Origin of the sequence: Arthrobacter sp. PvP103, from assembly GCF_017833075.1 — a bacterium.
In the GTDB taxonomy this organism is placed as follows: domain Bacteria; phylum Actinomycetota; class Actinomycetes; order Actinomycetales; family Micrococcaceae; genus Arthrobacter.
In genome coordinates, this window is record NZ_JAFIBQ010000001.1 from 907266 (window position 1) to 924202 (window position 16937).

Genomic DNA, 16937 nt, shown 5'->3' on the forward strand with positions numbered 1-16937 from the left:
TAATTCTACCGGCAATCGGGCCGGAGCCCTGCGTCCGTTGGTTCCTGACCGCCCCGGACCATGACCGGCGCGTGCGTCTGCGCCAAAAATGTCAGGGGCCCGTGCCAAAGTGAACACATGGACGCTTTTGCACTGATACTAGCCCTGCTGATGCTGATTCTCGGCGCCGTGATTGGCGCAGCCTGCACCTACGTGGTGTTCCGGCGGCGCAGCGTGGCCCTGGAGCAGGACTTCGACGGCGTTTCCGCCCGCCTCTCGGAGGTCAGCGCCCAGTTCGCGGCGGCCGACGCCGAGCGGCGCCTTTTGTCGGCACAGAACCGGGAGCTGGGCGAGTCACGCAATCAGGACGGCAGCGTCCTTCGCGCCCTGGCGCCTGTGGCAGAGAAACTTACGGCGGTGCAGCAGCAGGTGTCCCTGCTTGAACGTGACCGACTGGAGCAATACGGGCAGCTGGCACAGCAGCTGCAGGAGGCCCGCCTCTCCGACCAACAGCTTCTTCGCTCAACCCACGCCCTTGAATCCGCCCTGCGCTCCAACAGCGCCCGCGGTCAGTGGGGCGAAGTCCAGCTCCGCCGCGTCGTGGAAGCCGCAGGCATGCTCCGCCATGTGGACTTCCACGAGCAGCAGCACAGCGCCGGTGCGGGGAACGCCGTCCGGCCCGACCTCGTGGTCCAGCTTCCGGGCGGGAAGCAGCTTGTGGTGGACGCCAAGGTGCCCCTGGCGTCGTACTTGGAGGCCCAAGACATGGGCTCCTCGGCGGGGCAACAGCAGACCGGGCCGGCGCTCACCGGCCAGAACGCGCTGCTGGCGGCACACGCCAAGGCATTGAAATCGCACGTGGACGCCCTGAGCACCAAGAAGTACTGGGACATTCCGGGCAACTCGCCGGAACTCGTGATCTGCTTCCTGCCGGCGGAATCCATCCTGGCAGCCGCGCTAGCGGCGGATCCCGCCCTCCTGGACTACGCCCTGAACAAGAACGTGGTGCTCGCGTCCCCCGGCACCCTCCTGGCCGTCCTGAAGTCAGTGGCGTTCACCTGGCGCCAGGATGTCCTGACAGACAGTGCCCGCGAGCTCTTCGAGCTGGCACGGCAGCTCTACGAACGGATGGGAACGCTCGGTGAAAACGTCACCAAGCTGGGGTCCTCGCTGAAGACTTCCGTTGACCGCTACAACTCCATGGTCGGAACGCTCGAAGCCCGTGTCCTCCCCACCGCACGGAAACTCAACGCCCTCGAGGCCGAAGGACTGACGACGCCGCCTGCGATCGAGGTGACTCCCCGCTCCGTGGCAGCACCGGAACTCCAGTCGGAGGAGTCCGCCGCCTAGTCGGCAGCCGGACAGGAACCAGCCGGGAGTGCGTCAGGCCCGCGCGCCTCGTCCGCCAAGGGCGCGGGTCACGTCGCCGGACTTCTTGAGCGTTGCGCGAAGCTCCTTGGGCAAGGAGAAGAGCAGGTCTTCCTCCGCTGTGACCACTTCCTCCACGGTGCCGTAGCCGTAGTCCGCAAGGAGCCGGAGCACATCCTTGACCAGCACCTCCGGAACCGATGCGCCGGAGGTGACGCCAACCGTGGCGACGCCCTCGAACCACGCCTCATCCACTTCGTTGGCGAAGTCGACGCGGTAGGACGCCTTGGCACCGTATTCCAGTGCAACTTCCACTAGCCGGACAGAGTTGGAGGAATTGGCCGAACCCACCACGATGACCAGGTCGGCCTGCGGGGAGATCTTCTTAATGGCCACCTGGCGGTTGGTGGTGGCGTAGCAGATGTCGTCGCTGGGCGGGTCCTGCAGCGTCGGGAAGCGTTCCTTCAGCAGCCGGACTGTTTCCATCGTTTCGTCCACGCTCAGTGTGGTCTGCGACAGCCAGATGACCTTCTCGGGATCCCTGACCGTTACCTTATCCACTTCGTGCGGGCCGTTGATGATCTGGATGTGCTCAGGAGCTTCACCGGCCGTGCCTTCAACTTCCTCGTGGCCGTCGTGGCCGATGAGGAGGATGTCAAAGTCGTCCTTGGCGAATCGGACGGCTTCCCGGTGGACCTTGGTGACCAGCGGGCAGGTGGCGTCAATGGTCCGCAGGCCACGGTCTTCTGCCGACTGCACCACTGCGGGCGATACCCCGTGGGCCGAAAAGATGACCAGCGCACCTTCGGGGACCTCATCGGTCTCATCAACGAAGATGGCGCCCTTCTCCTCAAGCGAGCTCACGACGTGAACGTTGTGGACGATCTGCTTACGGACGTACACGGGCGGACCATAGTGTTCCAGTGCCTTCTCAACTGCAATGACTGCCCGGTCAACTCCGGCGCAGTAGCCGCGGGGAGCTGCGAGAAGCACTTTTTTGGGTCCGGGCACCGGGGCCGCAGCCAGCACGTCCTCAGGCGATCGGCGCCTGCGTGGAATTGACGGCATGGGGATGGAGACAGCAGAGGTGGTCATTGTTCAATGCTACCGGGAACGCTGGTCGCGTCCGGCGACCGCAACAACGGCACCAGCAACGACGCGGAGAATGACACCCGCCACGATGAGGACTGCGCCGGCAATGAGTGCCGCCAAGATCCACTGCCCGAACCGTTCGGAGGATGCCGCCACGAATTCGCTTTTGAAGATGTCCGCCACCTCGTTACCGCTGGCTGTTCCGCCCACCGCGAGTCCGGCCGCGTCCGAGCCGAGTTTCCAAACCGCCGCGAGCACCAACGCCCCGGCTCCCGTGCCCACCAGCACAGTCCAGCGGCGGCGTGCGGCAATGAGGCCCAGCAGGAAGGCGATGGCGGAGCCTGCAGCCACCGGCCAGCCCATCGGTGCGTACGCCGAAACCTGGTCCACGAGTTGACGCTGGCTCGGCTGTCCTATGTTGATCAGCGTCTGATCCGGCGCGTCCAACGGAACATTCATTGCTTCCGAGATCTGTTTGGTCAGCAGGCCAACCAGGGGCGCCACATCCAGGGTGAGGGACGTGGACGGTTCCGTCTCGGGCGAGGCGGCCCCGGAAGACGGGAAATTAAGCCGGTGGCTCTTCCTCAGCGTCTCCTCCCAGGCTGCCGGATAGCCGGGGAGCGCCGTCAGGGATTTGGCGGCAGAGTCGAGGATCGGCTGGACCAGTTCCGTGAACGGTTCAGGGATGCGGCCGGCCGGATCGATGCTCCCAACTGCTGCCGAAGCCAGCCGTTCCTGGAAGACGGTGTCCTTGCCCAAGGGAGCGGCGAGGGAAACGAAGCCGTCCTCCTGCACAATGTTCCGGTCAACCCAGATCGCTGGAACGGCGACGGCGGCCAGCAGCAGCCCAAGGATAATGGCGGCAGCGGAGACAAAGGTGCGCAAGGGAGTCCTCGGTTGTGGTTGGCGGTACTGCCATCCTAGGGGTGCCGGCGGGGAAGAAAAAATGTCGGCCGACAGTGGTAGAGCTATGGATAGAGTTGATTCGGTTTGATGCCAGTCCGTTTTTGATGCACTGCCACCCGCAAAGGATTCCCATGCCCAAGGCTCCCTTCCCGTCAGGGTCCGACCGTGCCTGACAACGTGCCCGCGGCCACCACGGTTCCTGCCACGGCTGCTGAGACGAGCCCGGACAATCCCTGGCCCCTGCAGCTACTGTCCCAGAAGCTCAAGGCCCACATCGACCGGACTCCCTCCGCCTGGGTCGAAGGCCAGGTCATTGAATTGAACCGCCGCGGCGGCAGCGCGTTCATGACACTTAGGGACGTAGACGCCGAAATTTCGCTGCCTGCGTCCATCTGGTCTAATGTGCTGGATCGCCAGGACGTTCCCCTGGAACGGGGTTCCAGGGTTGTGGCCCTCCTGAAAGCCGAGTTCTGGCTGAAGACCGGACGCCTCAACATGTCGGTGAAGGACATCCGGCCGGTGGGGCTGGGAGACCTGTTGGCGCGGATTGAGCGACTCCGCCACGCGCTTTCCATGGAAGGGCTCTTTGCGGACTCCCGGAAAAAACGCCTCCCGCTCCTCCCCCATCGGATCGGTCTGATCACCGGACGTGATTCCGACGCCAAGAAGGACGTGCTGCGCAATGCCGCCCTCCGGTGGCCCGCGGTCGAATTTGAGATCCGGGAAGTTGCCGTGCAGGGAAACACCGCTGTTTCCCAGATTATGGGTGCGTTGCGGGACCTCGATGCCGACCCGCATGTTGACGTCATTGTGATTGCCCGGGGCGGCGGTGCGCTTGAGGACCTCCTCCCCTTCAGCAATGAGGATCTGATCAGGGCAGTGTCCAACGCCTCGACGCCGGTGGTCAGCGCGATCGGCCACGAAGCGGACCGTCCCATCCTCGACGACGTCGCTGACCTCCGGGCTTCCACGCCCACGGACGCCGCCAAGAGGATTGTTCCTGACGTCGTGGAGGAACTTGACCGGGTACGGCAGGCACGGGACCAGCTCCGGCGCGGAGTGCACCGCCTGGTGGAGCGGGAGTCCGACCGGCTGGCTTCCCTGCATTCAAGGCCCGTGCTCGCCGCGCCGGAGGTCATGGTCAGCGCCCGTGCCGAAGACGTGGCACGGCTCAGCAGCCGCTCCCGTGCAGCCATTAGCACGGCAGTTCTGAGAGGGGCTGACCAGATCCTCCATCTCCGCAGCCAGGTGCGCTCCCTCTCGCCGCAGCAGACTCTGGATCGGGGCTACGCCGTGGTGCAGGTTTCGGGGGCGGCCCGGGCCGAGGACGAGCCGCTTGCAGTCGTTCGGCACCCTTCGCAGGCTCCGGAGGGCTCGGATCTTTTCGTACGGGTTGCCGGCGGGTCCTTTTCCGCCCGGTCCACGGGCGGTCAACGGATTTCAGATAGCTGAAACTAGCCCAGCTCCGGACATCCCGGCAGCGCCCATCCACTCATCACCAGCAGGGAGCAAACACATTGGCAGCAGAACACAACCCGAACGCAGACATCGAAGCGCTGAGCTACGAAGAGGCCCGCGAGCAGCTCGTGGCCGTGGTGGGCAAGCTGGAAGCCGGCGGCGCCAGCCTGGAGGACTCCCTCGCGCTGTGGGAGCGGGGCGAGGCCCTTGCCAGACGATGTGAGGAGTGGCTGGAAGGCGCGCGCAAACGGCTGGCCGCCGCCCGTAACCAGGCCGGTCCGGAGTCCTAAGTCCGGAGTCCTAGGATCCGGGTCCCGGGCGTGGTCCGTCAGGACCTTTCCACGAGGCTGCGCTCGAGCGCGACGTCGAATTCCGCAACGGGCCATTCAAGGTGGAGGTCTTCCATGGCCTGGAGCAGCAGCTGTTGCACGGCGATGCGCGCGTACCATTTTTTGTTCGCCGGGACCACATGCCAGGGCGCCACTTCGGTATGCGTCTTGTCGAATGCCGCCTGGTATGCGGCCATGTAGTCATCCCAGAAGGCACGCTCCTTCAGGTCACCGCTGCTGTACTTCCAGTGCTTCGAAGGATCGTCCAGCCGGGCCAGCAAGCGGGATTTCTGTTCGTCCCGGCTGATGTTCAACATCACCTTGACTATTCGGGCTCCGCTGGCCGTAAGCCTGGCTTCAAATTCGTTGATCGCCGTGTAGCGCCGCTCCAGCTCTTCTGGGGAGGCCCAGCCGTGGACGCGGTGGATGAGCACATCTTCATAGTGGGAGCGGTCAAAGACGCCCACCATGCCGGCCGCGGGTACTTCCTTTTCGATCCGCCAGAGGAAATCGTAAGACTTTTCCTCATCGGTGGGCGCCTTGAACGCCTTGAGCTGCACACCCTGCGGGTCCATGGCGCCGACCACGTGAGCCACAATGCCGCCCTTCCCTGCGGTGTCCATGGCCTGGAGGATCAGCAGGACGCGCTTGGTGCCGCCGAACTTAGCTTCGGCGAACAACTGCTCCTGGAGGGTGGCAAGTTTGCCGTCGAGTTCGGCCAGGAGGGCCTGTCCGTCGGATTTGCCGCCAGGGTACCCCGGCGTGGAATCCGGATCGACGTCGGACAGCCTGAATCCGTCACCGGCCGCGAGGGTTCCTGACGGGTGTTCGTTGAACGTTTCGAGTCCTGACATGTGAAGCCTTCCGCCGATGTTCCGCCAGTCCGGAGCTCCGCTTCCTCGCGGCCGCGTCCGGCTGCCGCCGCCCGGGAAACCCGGGCGGCGCTGCTGCCATCAGGCTAGTTCCCCTGGTACCGGCTCAGGAAGTCCCCCATACGGCCGATTGCTTCTTCTATATCCTTCACGTTGGGCAGGGTGACCATCCGGAAGTGATCCGGACGGACCCAGTTAAAGGCGCGGCCGTGGGAAACGAGGATCTTCTGCTCACGGAGCAGGTCCAGGACGAACTTTTCGTCGTCCCGGATGTGGAAGACCTCGGGGTCCAGTTTCGGGAACAGGTACAGCGCTCCCCTGGCCTGCTGCGTGCTGACGCCGGGGATGGCGTTGAGCAGGTCGTAGGCCTTGTTCCGCTGTTCCAGCAGGCGGCCCCCTGGCAGGATCAGATCATTGATGCTCTGGTATCCGCCCAATGCCGTCTGGATGGCATGCTGGGCAGGCACGTTGGCACACAGGCGCATGTTTGCAAGGAGACTGATGCCTTCGAGGTAGTCGGCCGCGTCCTTCTTTGGCCCGGAGATCGCCATCCAGCCGGCCCGGTACCCGCACACGCGGTATGCCTTGGACAACCCGCTGAAGGTCAGGCACAGGACGTCGTCGCCGGTGAGTCCGGCCAGGTTCACGTGGACAGCGTCCTCGTACAGGATCTTCTCGTAGATTTCATCCGCAAAAAGGACCAGGCCGTGCTTCTCAGCCAGGGCCACAATCTTCTTGAGGGTCTCCTCGGGATACACCGCACCGGTGGGGTTGTTCGGGTTGATCACCACGATTCCCTTGGTTCGCGGGGTGATCTTGGATTCGAGGTCCTCCAGGTCCGGCTGCCAGCCGGACTCCTCATCACAGAGGTAGTGCACCGGGCGACCGCTTGCGAGGGCGACGGAGGCGGTCCAGAGCGGGTAGTCGGGCGTGGGGATCAGAACCTCGTCGCCGTCGTCGAGGAGCGCCATGAGCGACATGGTGATGAGCTCGCTGACGCCGTTGCCGAGGTAGATGTCGTCCACGTGAATGTTCTGGATACCGCGGGTCTGGTAGTACTGGGACACTGCCGTCCGGGCGGAGAATATGCCCCGGGAGTCACTGTAGCCCTGGGCGTGCGGCAGATGGCGGATCATGTCCACCAGGATCGCGTCCGGCGCTTCAAAACCAAACGGTGCCGGGTTTCCGATGTTCAGTTTGAGGATCCGGTGACCCTCTGCCTCCATCTGCTGGGCGGCCTGAAGAATCGGTCCACGGATGTCGTAGAGGACATTATGAAGCTTGGTGGACTGCTTGAATTCTGCCATCCATCAAATATGCCATATGGAGGATGTACTTCCGCTGAGACTTGACTCACACGGAGAACGGCGACGGCGCCTGCCGGACCTTGTGAGGTCCGGCAGGCGCCGTCGGACTCGTGTTGGCTGGTTTGAGCTACTTAACCAGGCCCTTGTCCTTGAGCCAGGCCGCCGCTGCGTCCTTCGGATTCTGCTTCTGCGTGCCGCTGACTGCGCGGTTGAGGTTGATCAGGTCCTCCGTGGTGAGGATCTTGGAAACGGAATTGAGCGCTTCCTTGGCCTTGTCGGTCATCTTGGCCTTGTTGTACAGCGGCAGGACCTGCTGGGCGATGAAGTTGTTCTTGGGGTCATCCAGGACCACCAGGTCGTTGTCGGCAATGGCCGGCGTGGTGGTGTAGATGTCAGCGACCTGCACCTTGTCCTCGAGCAGCGCCTTGACGGTGATCGGGCCGCCGCCGTCGCTGAACGGTTCCAGCTTCTTGGGTTCGCAGCTATAGTTCTTCTTCAATCCCGGCAGGCCATAGGCGCGCTCTGCGAAGGTGGCCGGAGCTCCTACGACAAGCTCGCTGCAGACCTTCGCGAGGTCTTCGATCGATTTGAGCTGGTACTTCTCCGCCGTAGCCTTGGTTAGCACCATGGCGTCCTTGTCCTCGGCCTTGGACGCTTCCAGGACGGCCAGTCCCTCCGGGAGCTTGGCCGGGAGCGCCTTGTAAATGTCCTCCGCCGAAACCTCGGTGGCTTCCTTGTTCACATGCAGCAGCAGGTTACCGCTGTAGTCGGGAATAACGTCCACGGAGCCATCCTGGACAGCCTTGAAGTACACCTCGCGCGAGCCGATGTTTGGCTTGGTGCTTGCGGTCACGCCGGCCGCGTTCAGGGCACCGGCATAGATTTCAGCAATGATCTGGCTTTCGGGGAAGTCAGCAGATCCGATCACCAGCGCTGAACCCGAGCCGGAACCGCCCGTGGCCGGAGCGCTTCCGAGCGGATCAGAACCACCGCCGCACGCGGACAGGGCCAGGGCCAGCCCGACGCCGGCGGCCAGGCCGCCGAAAGCGCGGCGGCACAGGATACTAGGGTTGGTTTCCTTCATGATGTACCTCCTTGAACAACAGGCTCCGCGGGCACGGGGCCTGTGAGATCAACCGGGGCCTGCTGGCTCCGGCCTGGCATGGCAGAGGCTCCCCGGAACAGGAACAGCCTCTGGAAAACAGCGAGCAGCAGATCGACGGTGATGGCCAGCGCTGCTATCAGCAGCGAGCCGCCCAGCATCTGCGGAAAATCAGACAACACCAGTCCGTCAAAGAGATACCGGCCCAGTCCCCCGAGGTTGATGTAGGCCACCACTGAGACGGTGGCGATCACCTGGAGCACACCGGTCCTGAATCCGCCGAACATGACCGTCAGTGCGTTGGGAAATTCCGCCCGGAACAGCACCTGCAGTTCGGTCATGCCCATGGCCCGGGCTGCGTCCACGACGTTCCGGTCCACACTGGCAATCCCGGCGTAGGTGCCCGCGAGCAGCGGGGGGACCGTGAGGATCACTAGGGCCCAGATAGGAGGCATCAGGCCGATGCCGGCCAGGAGCACGAAAAGGGTCAGCAGGCCCAGGGTGGGCAATGCCCGCAGTGCGCCGGCCAAGGCAACCACCGCCACCCGGCCGCGCCCGGTGTGGCCTACATAGAGGCCGATGGGGACGGCTATGGCGGTGGCAATCAGCATCACCAGTCCCGTGTACTGCAGGTGCTCAGCCAGCCTTGCGGGAATGCCTGAGCTTCCAGTCCAGTGCAGGGGGTCGCCCAGCCAGGCGAAGGTGTCCGTGAAAACGTTGCTCATGCCGACGCACCTCCCGCCCGGACGTCGGACAGCCGCTCGGCCGCCGAAGGGAGGGCAGCCTTGTCCGTTCTGCGGGCGGCCCTCGTCCACGGCGTCAGCAGCCGTTCCAGGAGCACAAGGAGCGCGTCCATCAAAAGTGCCAGCACCAGGATGGCAATGATCCCAACCACGACTTCGGTAATGAAGCCCCGTTGGAGGCCCGAGGTGAAGAGCATGCCGAGGTTACCGATTCCCAGGAGGGCCGCCACGCTCACCAGGGAGATGTTGCTGACGGACACCACCCGCAGCCCGGCGAACAGCACCGGCAGGGAGAGCGGGAGATCGATCTGGAGGAAGCGCGCGCCCGGCTTGAACCCCATGGCGACGGCGGCCTGCCGGAGATCTTCGTCCACGGAATCGAAGGCGTCGAGCGCGGCGCGCACCAGCAGCGCCACGGCATAGATGGTGAGGGCCACGATCACGTTGACAGGGTCAAGGACCCTGGTCCCCAGGATTGACGGCAGAATGATGAACAGGGCAAGGGACGGGACCGTGTAGAGCAGGGACGTGGCCGTGACCACCACGGAGCGCAGCGTCCTGTTTCGCCGGGCGAACTGGGCCAGCGGAATCGAGAGCGCCAGGCCAAGGACCATGGGCACGATGGCAAGCACGAGGTGCTGGCCGGCGAGCTCGAACACCCGTCCGCTGTTGGCCAGGAACCATTCCATCAGAGGGCACCCTGCCGGACCAGCCGGGCCGATTCGATGACGGCGAGCACCTCGTCCGCCTTAAGGACTCCGGCGAGCCTGCCGTCCGCGTCCACGGCGACGCCCAAACCCGAGGGTGAGGACAACGCTGCGTCAAGGGCGCGCCGGAGCGTGTCCCCCTTCCGGAAAAGCGAACCGCCGGGTATCAGCACGGAGCCGGCACCGGGGCTTGTCCAGCCGAGCGGGCGGGACTCCGCATCCAGTACCAGCAGCCAGTCGCCGCCCAATCCGGCAGCACCGGCCTCCAGTTCCCTGCGGCTGACCGTCGGAACGTCATGGAGGGTGACGGCGTCGGAGGGGCTGAATGCCAGGTGACGAAACCCGCGGTCCTTGCCCACGAACGAGGCCACAAAGTCGTTGGCCGGAGCCCTGAGGATCTCCTCCGGGGTGGCATACTGAGCCAGTTTTCCTCCGGTGGCGAAGACAGCAACCTTGTCCCCAAGCACGGTGGCTTCGTCAATGTCATGGGTGACGAAAACGATGGTTTTGGCGAGGTCGCGCTGCAGCCGCAGGAGCTCCTGCTGCAGTTCGTCCCGCACCACTGGGTCCACCGCGCTGAACGGTTCGTCCATTAGCAGCACGGGCGGGTCAGCCGCCAGCGCCCTCGCCACTCCGACCCGCTGCTGCTGTCCGCCGGACAGCTGTGAGGGGTAGCGACTGCCGAGCACCGACGCCAGCCCGACGACGTCGAGCAGTTCTTCGGCGCGCCTGCGAGCCTCGGCCTTGGGGACGCCATTCAACCGCGGGACCGTGGCGATGTTATCCAGAACCGAGCGGTGCGGCATGAGCCCGGAGGACTGCATGACATAGCCCATGGACCGCCTCAGCTGCGCGGCGGGCACTGAGGTGACGTCTTTACCGTCCACGGTGATGGTGCCGGAGGTGGGCTCCACCATGCGGTTGATCATCCGCAGGGAGGTGGTCTTGCCGCAGCCTGAGGGCCCGACGAAGACCGTGATTGAGCCCTTGTCAATGGACATGGTGAGGTTGTCCACGGCCGGCTGCCCGCTCTGGTACTGCTTGGTGACGCTCTGGAATTCGATCATGGCTTCAGCCATTTCCGGGCTTACCTAACTGTTGGCGGCAACATCGGACGGTCAAGCCGGAAGATCATAAGCTTGCTGATTTTCGGCTGTAAAGCAGGTAATACACAGCGTAACCAGCGGCCCGGACAAAGTCAGCGGTGCCGCGGCTACCGTAAGCATTCGGTGACCTGCGCCTTTTGGATGGGTGGCGGCGCCGGCTTGCTCGATCCGCCGCGACCCGGCACCGCCGTCGACCCTCGTCCGCGCGTCAGCTGCGCTTCCGTTTACCCCGTTTTCCCTCGCCGCCGGCGCGGTCGGCGCCCTTTTCGTGCCCGTAGCGCTCGGCCGCCCGTTGGCTCTTGCCGGCAACTACCACCTTCTGGTGCCATTCACGCTGGTACGCCCGCCGGGCTGCCGCGTCGTGCCGGCGGTTGAGCGCCGCCAGTTCGCCTTGGAGTTTGAGGTAGCTCTCCCATCGGCGGATCTCCAGCGTCCCGTCGGCGAGCGCTGCCTGGACAGCACAGCCGGGCTCCCGATCATGAGCGCAGTCGGCGAAGCGGCACCGGCCGAACAGCTCCTCGAGGTCACCGAACATCTCCCCCATTCCGTCGTCGGCGTCGAAAAGCGCGAAGCCGCGCACGCCGGGGGTGTCCATGAGGACAGCTCCCCCGGGCAGCGGGACAAGTTCGCGGGAGGTGGTGGTGTGCCTGCCTTTGCCGTCGCCGGACCGGACGGGCCCGACGTCCTGCGCGTGGTGCCCGGCGAGGGCGTTGATCAGCGTGGACTTCCCGGCGCCGGAGGGCCCCAGGAGGACCAGCGTCCCGCCGGCGGGCACGTGTCCGAGCAGTTCGTCGAGGCCGTCGCCCTGTTCCGCCGAGGTGGTGACCACAGCTACGCCGGCGGCCTGCAGGATGACCTTTCCGACGACGTCGTCCGCGATGTCGGCAAGGTCCGCTTTGGTGACAATCACCAGCGGGGTGGCCCCCGAGTCCCAGGCCGCCACCAGCGTCCGCTCCAGCCGGTTGTGGGTGAGCGGCCGGTCCACCGGGACCACGACTCCCACCATATCGACGTTGGCGCCCAGGACCTGGGCCTCCGACGACGCTTCGAAGGCGCGCTTGCGGCTCAGCGCCGACTGACGCGGCAGCACAGCGATGACGGCCGGCTCCCCCGCCGTGTTGGAGCCGAGCCACACCCAGTCGCCGGTGGCAGGGATCTCGCCGTGGGCCGGGTAGGGCAGGTGCAGGAGCTCCGCAGCCCCGGCAACAAGGACCCGGTTCCGGTCAACGCGGACCACCCGTCCGGGGCTCTCCCCGCCGGGGGCGGGATGGGCGTCGAAAAGTGCTGCCGTCCGAGCTGTGAAACCGTAATGCACGGGACCGGCCAGCGTTGAAACTGAGTGGGTGGGTGTTGAATCTTTTGCGGTCAGCAGGTGACCTGGAGTTGTTTTCACTAAAGAACCTCTGGTGAGGCCCCGTTGGCACGGACTCCGCTGCTTGAATCAGCTGCTGCGGGTCAGGACGTGCTTGTGTCCGGGGCAGGAATAATGACGTTGCTGGCGCTCTTGGCGCGCAGGATTATTGCAGTCATCGTCTCCACCTCCCAGTGTCCGCGGTCATGAATCTTGATGTCATGCCGTCTGCTTCGCCGGGCGCATCTGCCGGCGGCTTTTCAAGGCTAAACCGTCCAGCCCGGCTTGGCTAGGGGTCAGGCCGTCCCGCGTTCATCTACGGTTGCCTGCCCGCCTGCCGGCAACCGGTTGTTCGGCCTAGAGTTGGTCTGTGACGAACCTTGAAGTAAGCCCCATTGAAGAAGTGTGCCCGCCGGGACTGCCCGGAGGATCCGCCGGAAACGGTCCGTGCCTCCAGTTGTGGCCCGCACGGGAGGTTCCGCTCGGCGGAGTCCGGGCCATGAACGTCTTCCGGACGCTTCCGCAACGGGGCCTGCCCACCGTCGGCGCCTGGTGCTTCCTGGACAGCTTCGGCCCGGACCGGGTGGCCATGTCCGTGCTGCCGCACCCGCACACCGGCCTGCAGACTGTGACGTGGCCGCTGGCCGGCAACATCAGGCACCGCGATAGCGTGGGCAGCGATGTGATCGTGCGTCCGGGAGAGCTCAACATCATGACCGCCGGCCGGGGCGTCTCGCACTCCGAGTTCGCCGTACTGCCGCACCGGCCTTCCCCCGGTGAAACGATGGGCGCCGGGCCGTCCGGCGCCGGGACCGTTGCGGCGGGAGATTCCGGCGCCGGGGCGGAACTGCCCCTTCAGCGCGGCCTCCAGTTGTGGGTCGCCCTTCCGGACGGCGAACGCCACAGGGACCCGGCCTTCGAGCAGCACCGCGATCTCCCGGAAGTCACCGGAGACGGATTCACCGCAACGGTAATGGTGGGAAATTTCGCGGGAGAGTCCTCACCGGCCACGATGTATTCCCCGATTGTCGGCGTGGACGTCAGCTGCTCCGGGCCTGTCGCCCTGCCGCTCGACCCGGAGTTCGAGCACGCGGTGCTGGTCCTTGACGGCCGCCTCACCCTCGACGGGCAGGATGTGCCACCCGGCCCACTGGGTTACCTCGGGATCGGCCGCCGCCTGCTGGAAGTCGAGGCCCTGCCCGACACGCGCTTCATCCTGCTGGGCGGGGAGCCGCTCCAGGAAGAGTTGCTGATGTGGTGGAATTTCGTGGGCAGGACCCATGATGAGGTTGCACAGGCCCGCCAGGACTGGGAGAACCAGGCAGACCTTCCGGACGCGTTAGCCGAGGGCTCCCGGTTCGGACTGGTCCGCGGTCACGGACCGGATGCGGGGGTCGAGGCCGGGCGCATCCCGGCGCCTCCCCTGCCGGGTGTCCGGCTCCGGCCCCGCACCCGTTCGTGACGCCCCCATGCACGTGACGGACCCGCCTGACTGGCGCACTGAACCCTGAGGGCAGGGGCTATCCCTGTTCAGCCACAAGTTGCAGGACACCGAAGACGGGATCCTGCTCCAGGACCCGCACATCCGTGACGCCATCGGCGGCCAGGCTCCGCTTAAAGGAATCCTGCAGCCTGGCCACGTTCATGCCGAGGCCGCTGCCCAGGATCACCGGGCCCTGGATGCCCAGCTTCCGCAATGCCTGGGCGGCCAGTCCGGCGAGGTCCCTGCCTGCCTGCTCGACAAGCGCCTGGCTGGCGGCGTGGCCCGCGTCCGCCGCCTCCACCACGAGCCGGGCTCGTTGCGCCCAGTAGCGCCGGCCGGTCTCCGGTGAGTGGAAAAGCGCTATGAGCTTGTTGGGGTCGTCTATGTTGCACGACCGCAGCAGGGCAGTGGTGAGTTCGTCGGGTTCCAAGCCCTGGTTCATGCGGCGGAGGCTGTGCCGGACAGCTTCACGGCCCAGCCAGTAGCCGCTGCCTTCGTCTCCGAGCAGGTAGCCCCAGCCGCCTGCCCGCGCTTCCTCGCCCTGGTCGTTCTTTCCCCAGGCGGCAGAGCCGGTCCCCGCGATGACAGCTACCCCGGTGCTCGCCCCGCCGGCCGCCAGCAGCAGCCGGGAGTCATGGACCACTGTGATCCTGGCGCCGGGCACATGGGGCGCGATCAGAGCCGAGAGTGCGGCCGCGTCCTCGTCCGTGTCGATGCCGCCGGCCCCGGCGTAGACCTGGGACACCGCGCCTCCGTCGATCTTTGCGAACAGCTCCGCCAAGTGCAGTGCCGCTTCCTCACGGCTGACGTTCTGCACGTTCGAGCTGCCAACGCTTTCATCGGCCACGGCCTTCCCGTCCTCGAAGCGGACGCCGCGCGTTTTGGTGCCGCCGATGTCCAGGCCGATTACGGCGCCGGGGATCGTAGCGGGAGGTGCCGCGGACGTCGCGGCGGGGAGCCCGCCGGGGGAAGGAACAGAATCCGTTGCCGGCAGGTTGTCAGAATTAGTCACATGAACAGACTACTGAGTCACCACAAGGAGCAGGAATGACGGGCACCATTTTCGGTACACGGATCATCGCCGCACCCATGGCAGGGGGAACATCGACGCCCCGGTTTGTGCGGGCCGCGCACCGGGCAGGCGGGTTGGGCTTCCTGGCCGCGGGCTACAAAACCGTGGCTGCCATGCAGTCCGACATCAGCGAGGTGCGCTCCGCCGGGGCGCGCTTCGGCATGAACCTCTTCGTTCCCGACCGGACGCAGCTCAATCCCCCGCAAGCTGTCAGGGAACAGTTGGAGAACTACCGGCAGAGCCTCGAGCCGGACGCCCGGCGGTACGGGGTGGCCCTTCCCGGGCTGCGCCTCGACGACGACGACGAGTGGCAGGGCAAGATCGACGCCCTGCTGGCGGATCCCGTGGAGTTTGTCAGCTTCACGTTCGGTTTCCCCGAGCAGGCCGAAGTGCGCGCGCTCCAGCGCGCCGGTTCCACGATCATTGCCACGGTCACCAGCCCGGCGGAAGCCTCGCTGGCCGTGGAGCGCGGAGCGGACATCCTTGTGGTCCAGCACGGCAGCGCCGGCGGCCACAGCGCCGCCTTCCTGGCCCGGGAAAGCACAACGGGCTCCCCCGGCCCCGCGACGACGGCGGAGCTGCTCGCCGCTGTGCGCACCGCCGTCGGCGTACCCCTCGTGGCGGCCGGCGGAATCATGGATTCCGCCGGCCTCGACTCGGTGTTGACCGCCGGCGCAACGGCAGCCCAGCTGGGTACGGCTTTTCTGCGCAGCGACGAAAGCGGCGCCCGCCAGCTCCACAAGGACGCCCTCGCCAGCCAAAGCTTCACGGAAACACGACTGACCCGTGCGTTCACCGGCAGGCAGGCGCGTGCCCTGGTCAATTCGTTCGTCCGCGACCACGATGACGCACCGGAAGGGTACCCGGCCCTCCACCATCTCACCGCTCCGATCCGTGCAGCAGCCGCCGCGGCGGGTGATCCGGAAAGGCTGAACCTGTGGGCGGGAACCGGATGGCGGAAGGCTGGCGGCGGTCCGGTCTCGGACGTCATCAACGGGATACTTGCGGGTTCGGCCCTTTCCTGAACTGATCGGCCCCTCGGAAGCGGGCGGATCAGATCAGCCCCCTGAACGCGCGCGGATAAGTCCCGCCAGCAGCCCCGGCCCCTCGGTCAGGACCATTTCCCTGAACAGCCTGACCTGATCGGCCTCGGCCTCGTGGCCGCCGCGCCGTTCACGCCATGCCAGGCCGATTTCACGGAATGCCAGTCCTGATGTCAACGGCACCTCCACCCAGCCAAGGTTGCCGGTGTGCTCAGTCACTGTCCGGCCCGGAGCCTGGCCTCCCGGAGGGAGGATGCTGACACCCAGTCCGGCAGATACCAGCCCTCGGACGGTGTGGGAATCCTGGCTTTCGAAGGCGATGCGCGGGCGGAAACCGGCCTCGCGGAACAGTGCGTCCGTCAGTGAGCGCATGCCGTATCCGTGCCCCATGGCCACGAACGGGTCCTGTCTGATGTCCGCAAGCCGGGCGCTCTTCCGCCTGGCCAGGCGGTGTTCATGGTGCACCACCAGCCTCAGGGGCTCCCGATACAGCGCGGCCGAGCCGATGCTCCGGCCCGCGGGGGCGACGGGCGCCGTCAATGCGAGATCAGCGGTTCCCGCCGCGAGTTCCGCCAGGCAGCCGTCCCGGGCTCCCTGGCTGAGGTCGAAGGCGGTCTGCGGGTGGCGGTGGTGGAACGCATTGATCAGGAGCGGCAGCGTCGCCTCGCCAAAGGTGTGCTGGAACGCCACGGCGATCCTTCCCCGCACCACCTCGGATTCGTGCCGCACCAGGTCCAGCCCGGTCCGGAATTCGTTCAGCGCCGCATCGATGTAGGGCAGCAGCGCCTTGGCTGCCGGTGTCAGCCGCACTCCCCTGCCGTCCCGGATCAGGAGTTCAGTGCCCACCACGGCACTGGCGCGGGCGAGAGCCCGGCTGACGGTGGACTGGGGCATGCCCAGCAGTTCCGCCGTTTCCGTCACGTGCTGCGTCCGGCCAAGTTCGGACAGGACGGGAAGCAACGGCAGCAACTGAGCCAGCTGCTTGTGCTCGATATCCATCGCGGCCTCCCTGAGATTGA

General features: G+C 65.8%; 16 protein-coding genes. 5 read left to right on the forward strand and 11 right to left on the reverse strand.

Annotation, left to right across the window (positions count from 1 at the left end; genetic code table 11):
• Nucleotides 1-117 precede the first annotated feature (117 nt).
• The gene (locus tag JOE41_RS04160) at nt 118-1329 is read left to right on the forward strand and encodes a DNA recombination protein RmuC (RefSeq protein WP_209751030.1); all 1212 of its coding nucleotides are present in this window, start codon (nt 118-120) and stop codon (nt 1327-1329) included.
• A gap of 33 nt (nt 1330-1362) precedes the next feature.
• Here JOE41_RS04160 and JOE41_RS04165 read toward each other — a convergent pair whose 3' ends face one another.
• Complete coding sequence (locus JOE41_RS04165) at nt 1363-2442, reverse strand: 4-hydroxy-3-methylbut-2-enyl diphosphate reductase (protein ID WP_011692672.1); 1080 nt, start codon at nt 2440-2442, stop codon at nt 1363-1365.
• 9 nt (nt 2443-2451) lie between these two features.
• A complete protein-coding gene (locus tag JOE41_RS04170) occupies nt 2452-3324 on the reverse strand; it encodes a hypothetical protein (RefSeq protein WP_209751032.1) in 873 nt (290 codons plus the stop codon).
• A gap of 186 nt (nt 3325-3510) precedes the next feature.
• On the opposite strand from JOE41_RS04170, the gene xseA reads away from it, so the two are divergent.
• Nucleotides 3511-4797, forward strand: coding sequence for an exodeoxyribonuclease VII large subunit (gene xseA, locus JOE41_RS04175; RefSeq protein ID WP_209751034.1), 1287 nt, complete (start codon nt 3511-3513; stop codon nt 4795-4797).
• A gap of 65 nt (nt 4798-4862) precedes the next feature.
• Nucleotides 4863-5093, forward strand: a complete 231-nt coding sequence (locus JOE41_RS04180) for an exodeoxyribonuclease VII small subunit (RefSeq protein ID WP_011692675.1) — start codon at nt 4863-4865, stop codon at nt 5091-5093.
• Between the two features lie 38 nt (nt 5094-5131).
• Here the strand turns inward: JOE41_RS04180 and JOE41_RS04185 are convergent, their stop codons facing one another.
• The 7 genes from JOE41_RS04185 to rsgA form a co-directional block, all read right to left on the reverse strand.
• Nucleotides 5132-5986, reverse strand: a complete 855-nt coding sequence (locus JOE41_RS04185) for a polyphosphate kinase 2 family protein (RefSeq protein ID WP_011692676.1) — start codon at nt 5984-5986, stop codon at nt 5132-5134.
• Nucleotides 5987-6090: 104 nt separating this feature from the next.
• The gene (locus tag JOE41_RS04190) at nt 6091-7311 is read right to left on the reverse strand and encodes a pyridoxal phosphate-dependent aminotransferase (RefSeq protein ID WP_011692677.1); all 1221 of its coding nucleotides are present in this window, start codon (nt 7309-7311) and stop codon (nt 6091-6093) included.
• A gap of 127 nt (nt 7312-7438) precedes the next feature.
• A complete protein-coding gene (locus JOE41_RS04195; protein WP_209751036.1) occupies nt 7439-8395 on the reverse strand; it encodes an ABC transporter substrate-binding protein in 957 nt (318 codons plus the stop codon).
• Nucleotides 8392-9138, reverse strand: a complete 747-nt coding sequence (locus tag JOE41_RS04200; RefSeq protein WP_209751038.1) for an ABC transporter permease — start codon at nt 9136-9138, stop codon at nt 8392-8394. Before JOE41_RS04200 ends, JOE41_RS04195 begins: the two co-directional genes overlap by 4 nt.
• Entirely contained in the window at nt 9135-9845 is a 711-nt protein-coding gene (locus tag JOE41_RS04205) for an ABC transporter permease (RefSeq protein ID WP_209751040.1), read from the reverse strand. Before JOE41_RS04205 ends, JOE41_RS04200 begins: the two co-directional genes overlap by 4 nt.
• Nucleotides 9845-10942, reverse strand: a complete 1098-nt coding sequence (locus tag JOE41_RS04210) for an ABC transporter ATP-binding protein (protein ID WP_280873381.1) — start codon at nt 10940-10942, stop codon at nt 9845-9847. Before JOE41_RS04210 ends, JOE41_RS04205 begins: the two co-directional genes overlap by 1 nt.
• Before the next feature lie 235 nt (nt 10943-11177).
• Complete coding sequence (rsgA, locus tag JOE41_RS04215) at nt 11178-12341, reverse strand: ribosome small subunit-dependent GTPase A (RefSeq protein WP_245200916.1); 1164 nt, start codon at nt 12339-12341, stop codon at nt 11178-11180.
• A 349-nt stretch (nt 12342-12690) separates the two neighbouring features.
• On the opposite strand from rsgA, the gene JOE41_RS04220 reads away from it, so the two are divergent.
• On the forward strand, nt 12691-13782 hold the full coding sequence (locus tag JOE41_RS04220) for a pirin family protein (protein WP_011692683.1): 1092 nt from the start codon (nt 12691-12693) through the stop codon (nt 13780-13782).
• Nucleotides 13783-13840: 58 nt separating this feature from the next.
• On the opposite strand, the gene JOE41_RS04225 is transcribed toward JOE41_RS04220, so the two are convergent.
• On the reverse strand, nt 13841-14815 hold the full coding sequence (locus JOE41_RS04225) for an N-acetylglucosamine kinase (protein ID WP_209751044.1): 975 nt from the start codon (nt 14813-14815) through the stop codon (nt 13841-13843).
• A 35-nt stretch (nt 14816-14850) separates the two neighbouring features.
• Between JOE41_RS04225 and JOE41_RS04230 the strand changes: the two genes are divergently transcribed.
• Nucleotides 14851-15900, forward strand: coding sequence for a nitronate monooxygenase (locus JOE41_RS04230; protein WP_209751046.1), 1050 nt, complete (start codon nt 14851-14853; stop codon nt 15898-15900).
• A gap of 33 nt (nt 15901-15933) precedes the next feature.
• Here JOE41_RS04230 and JOE41_RS04235 read toward each other — a convergent pair whose 3' ends face one another.
• Nucleotides 15934-16917, reverse strand: a complete 984-nt coding sequence (locus JOE41_RS04235; protein ID WP_209751049.1) for a LysR family transcriptional regulator — start codon at nt 16915-16917, stop codon at nt 15934-15936.
• Between the last annotated feature and the right edge of the window lie 20 nt (nt 16918-16937).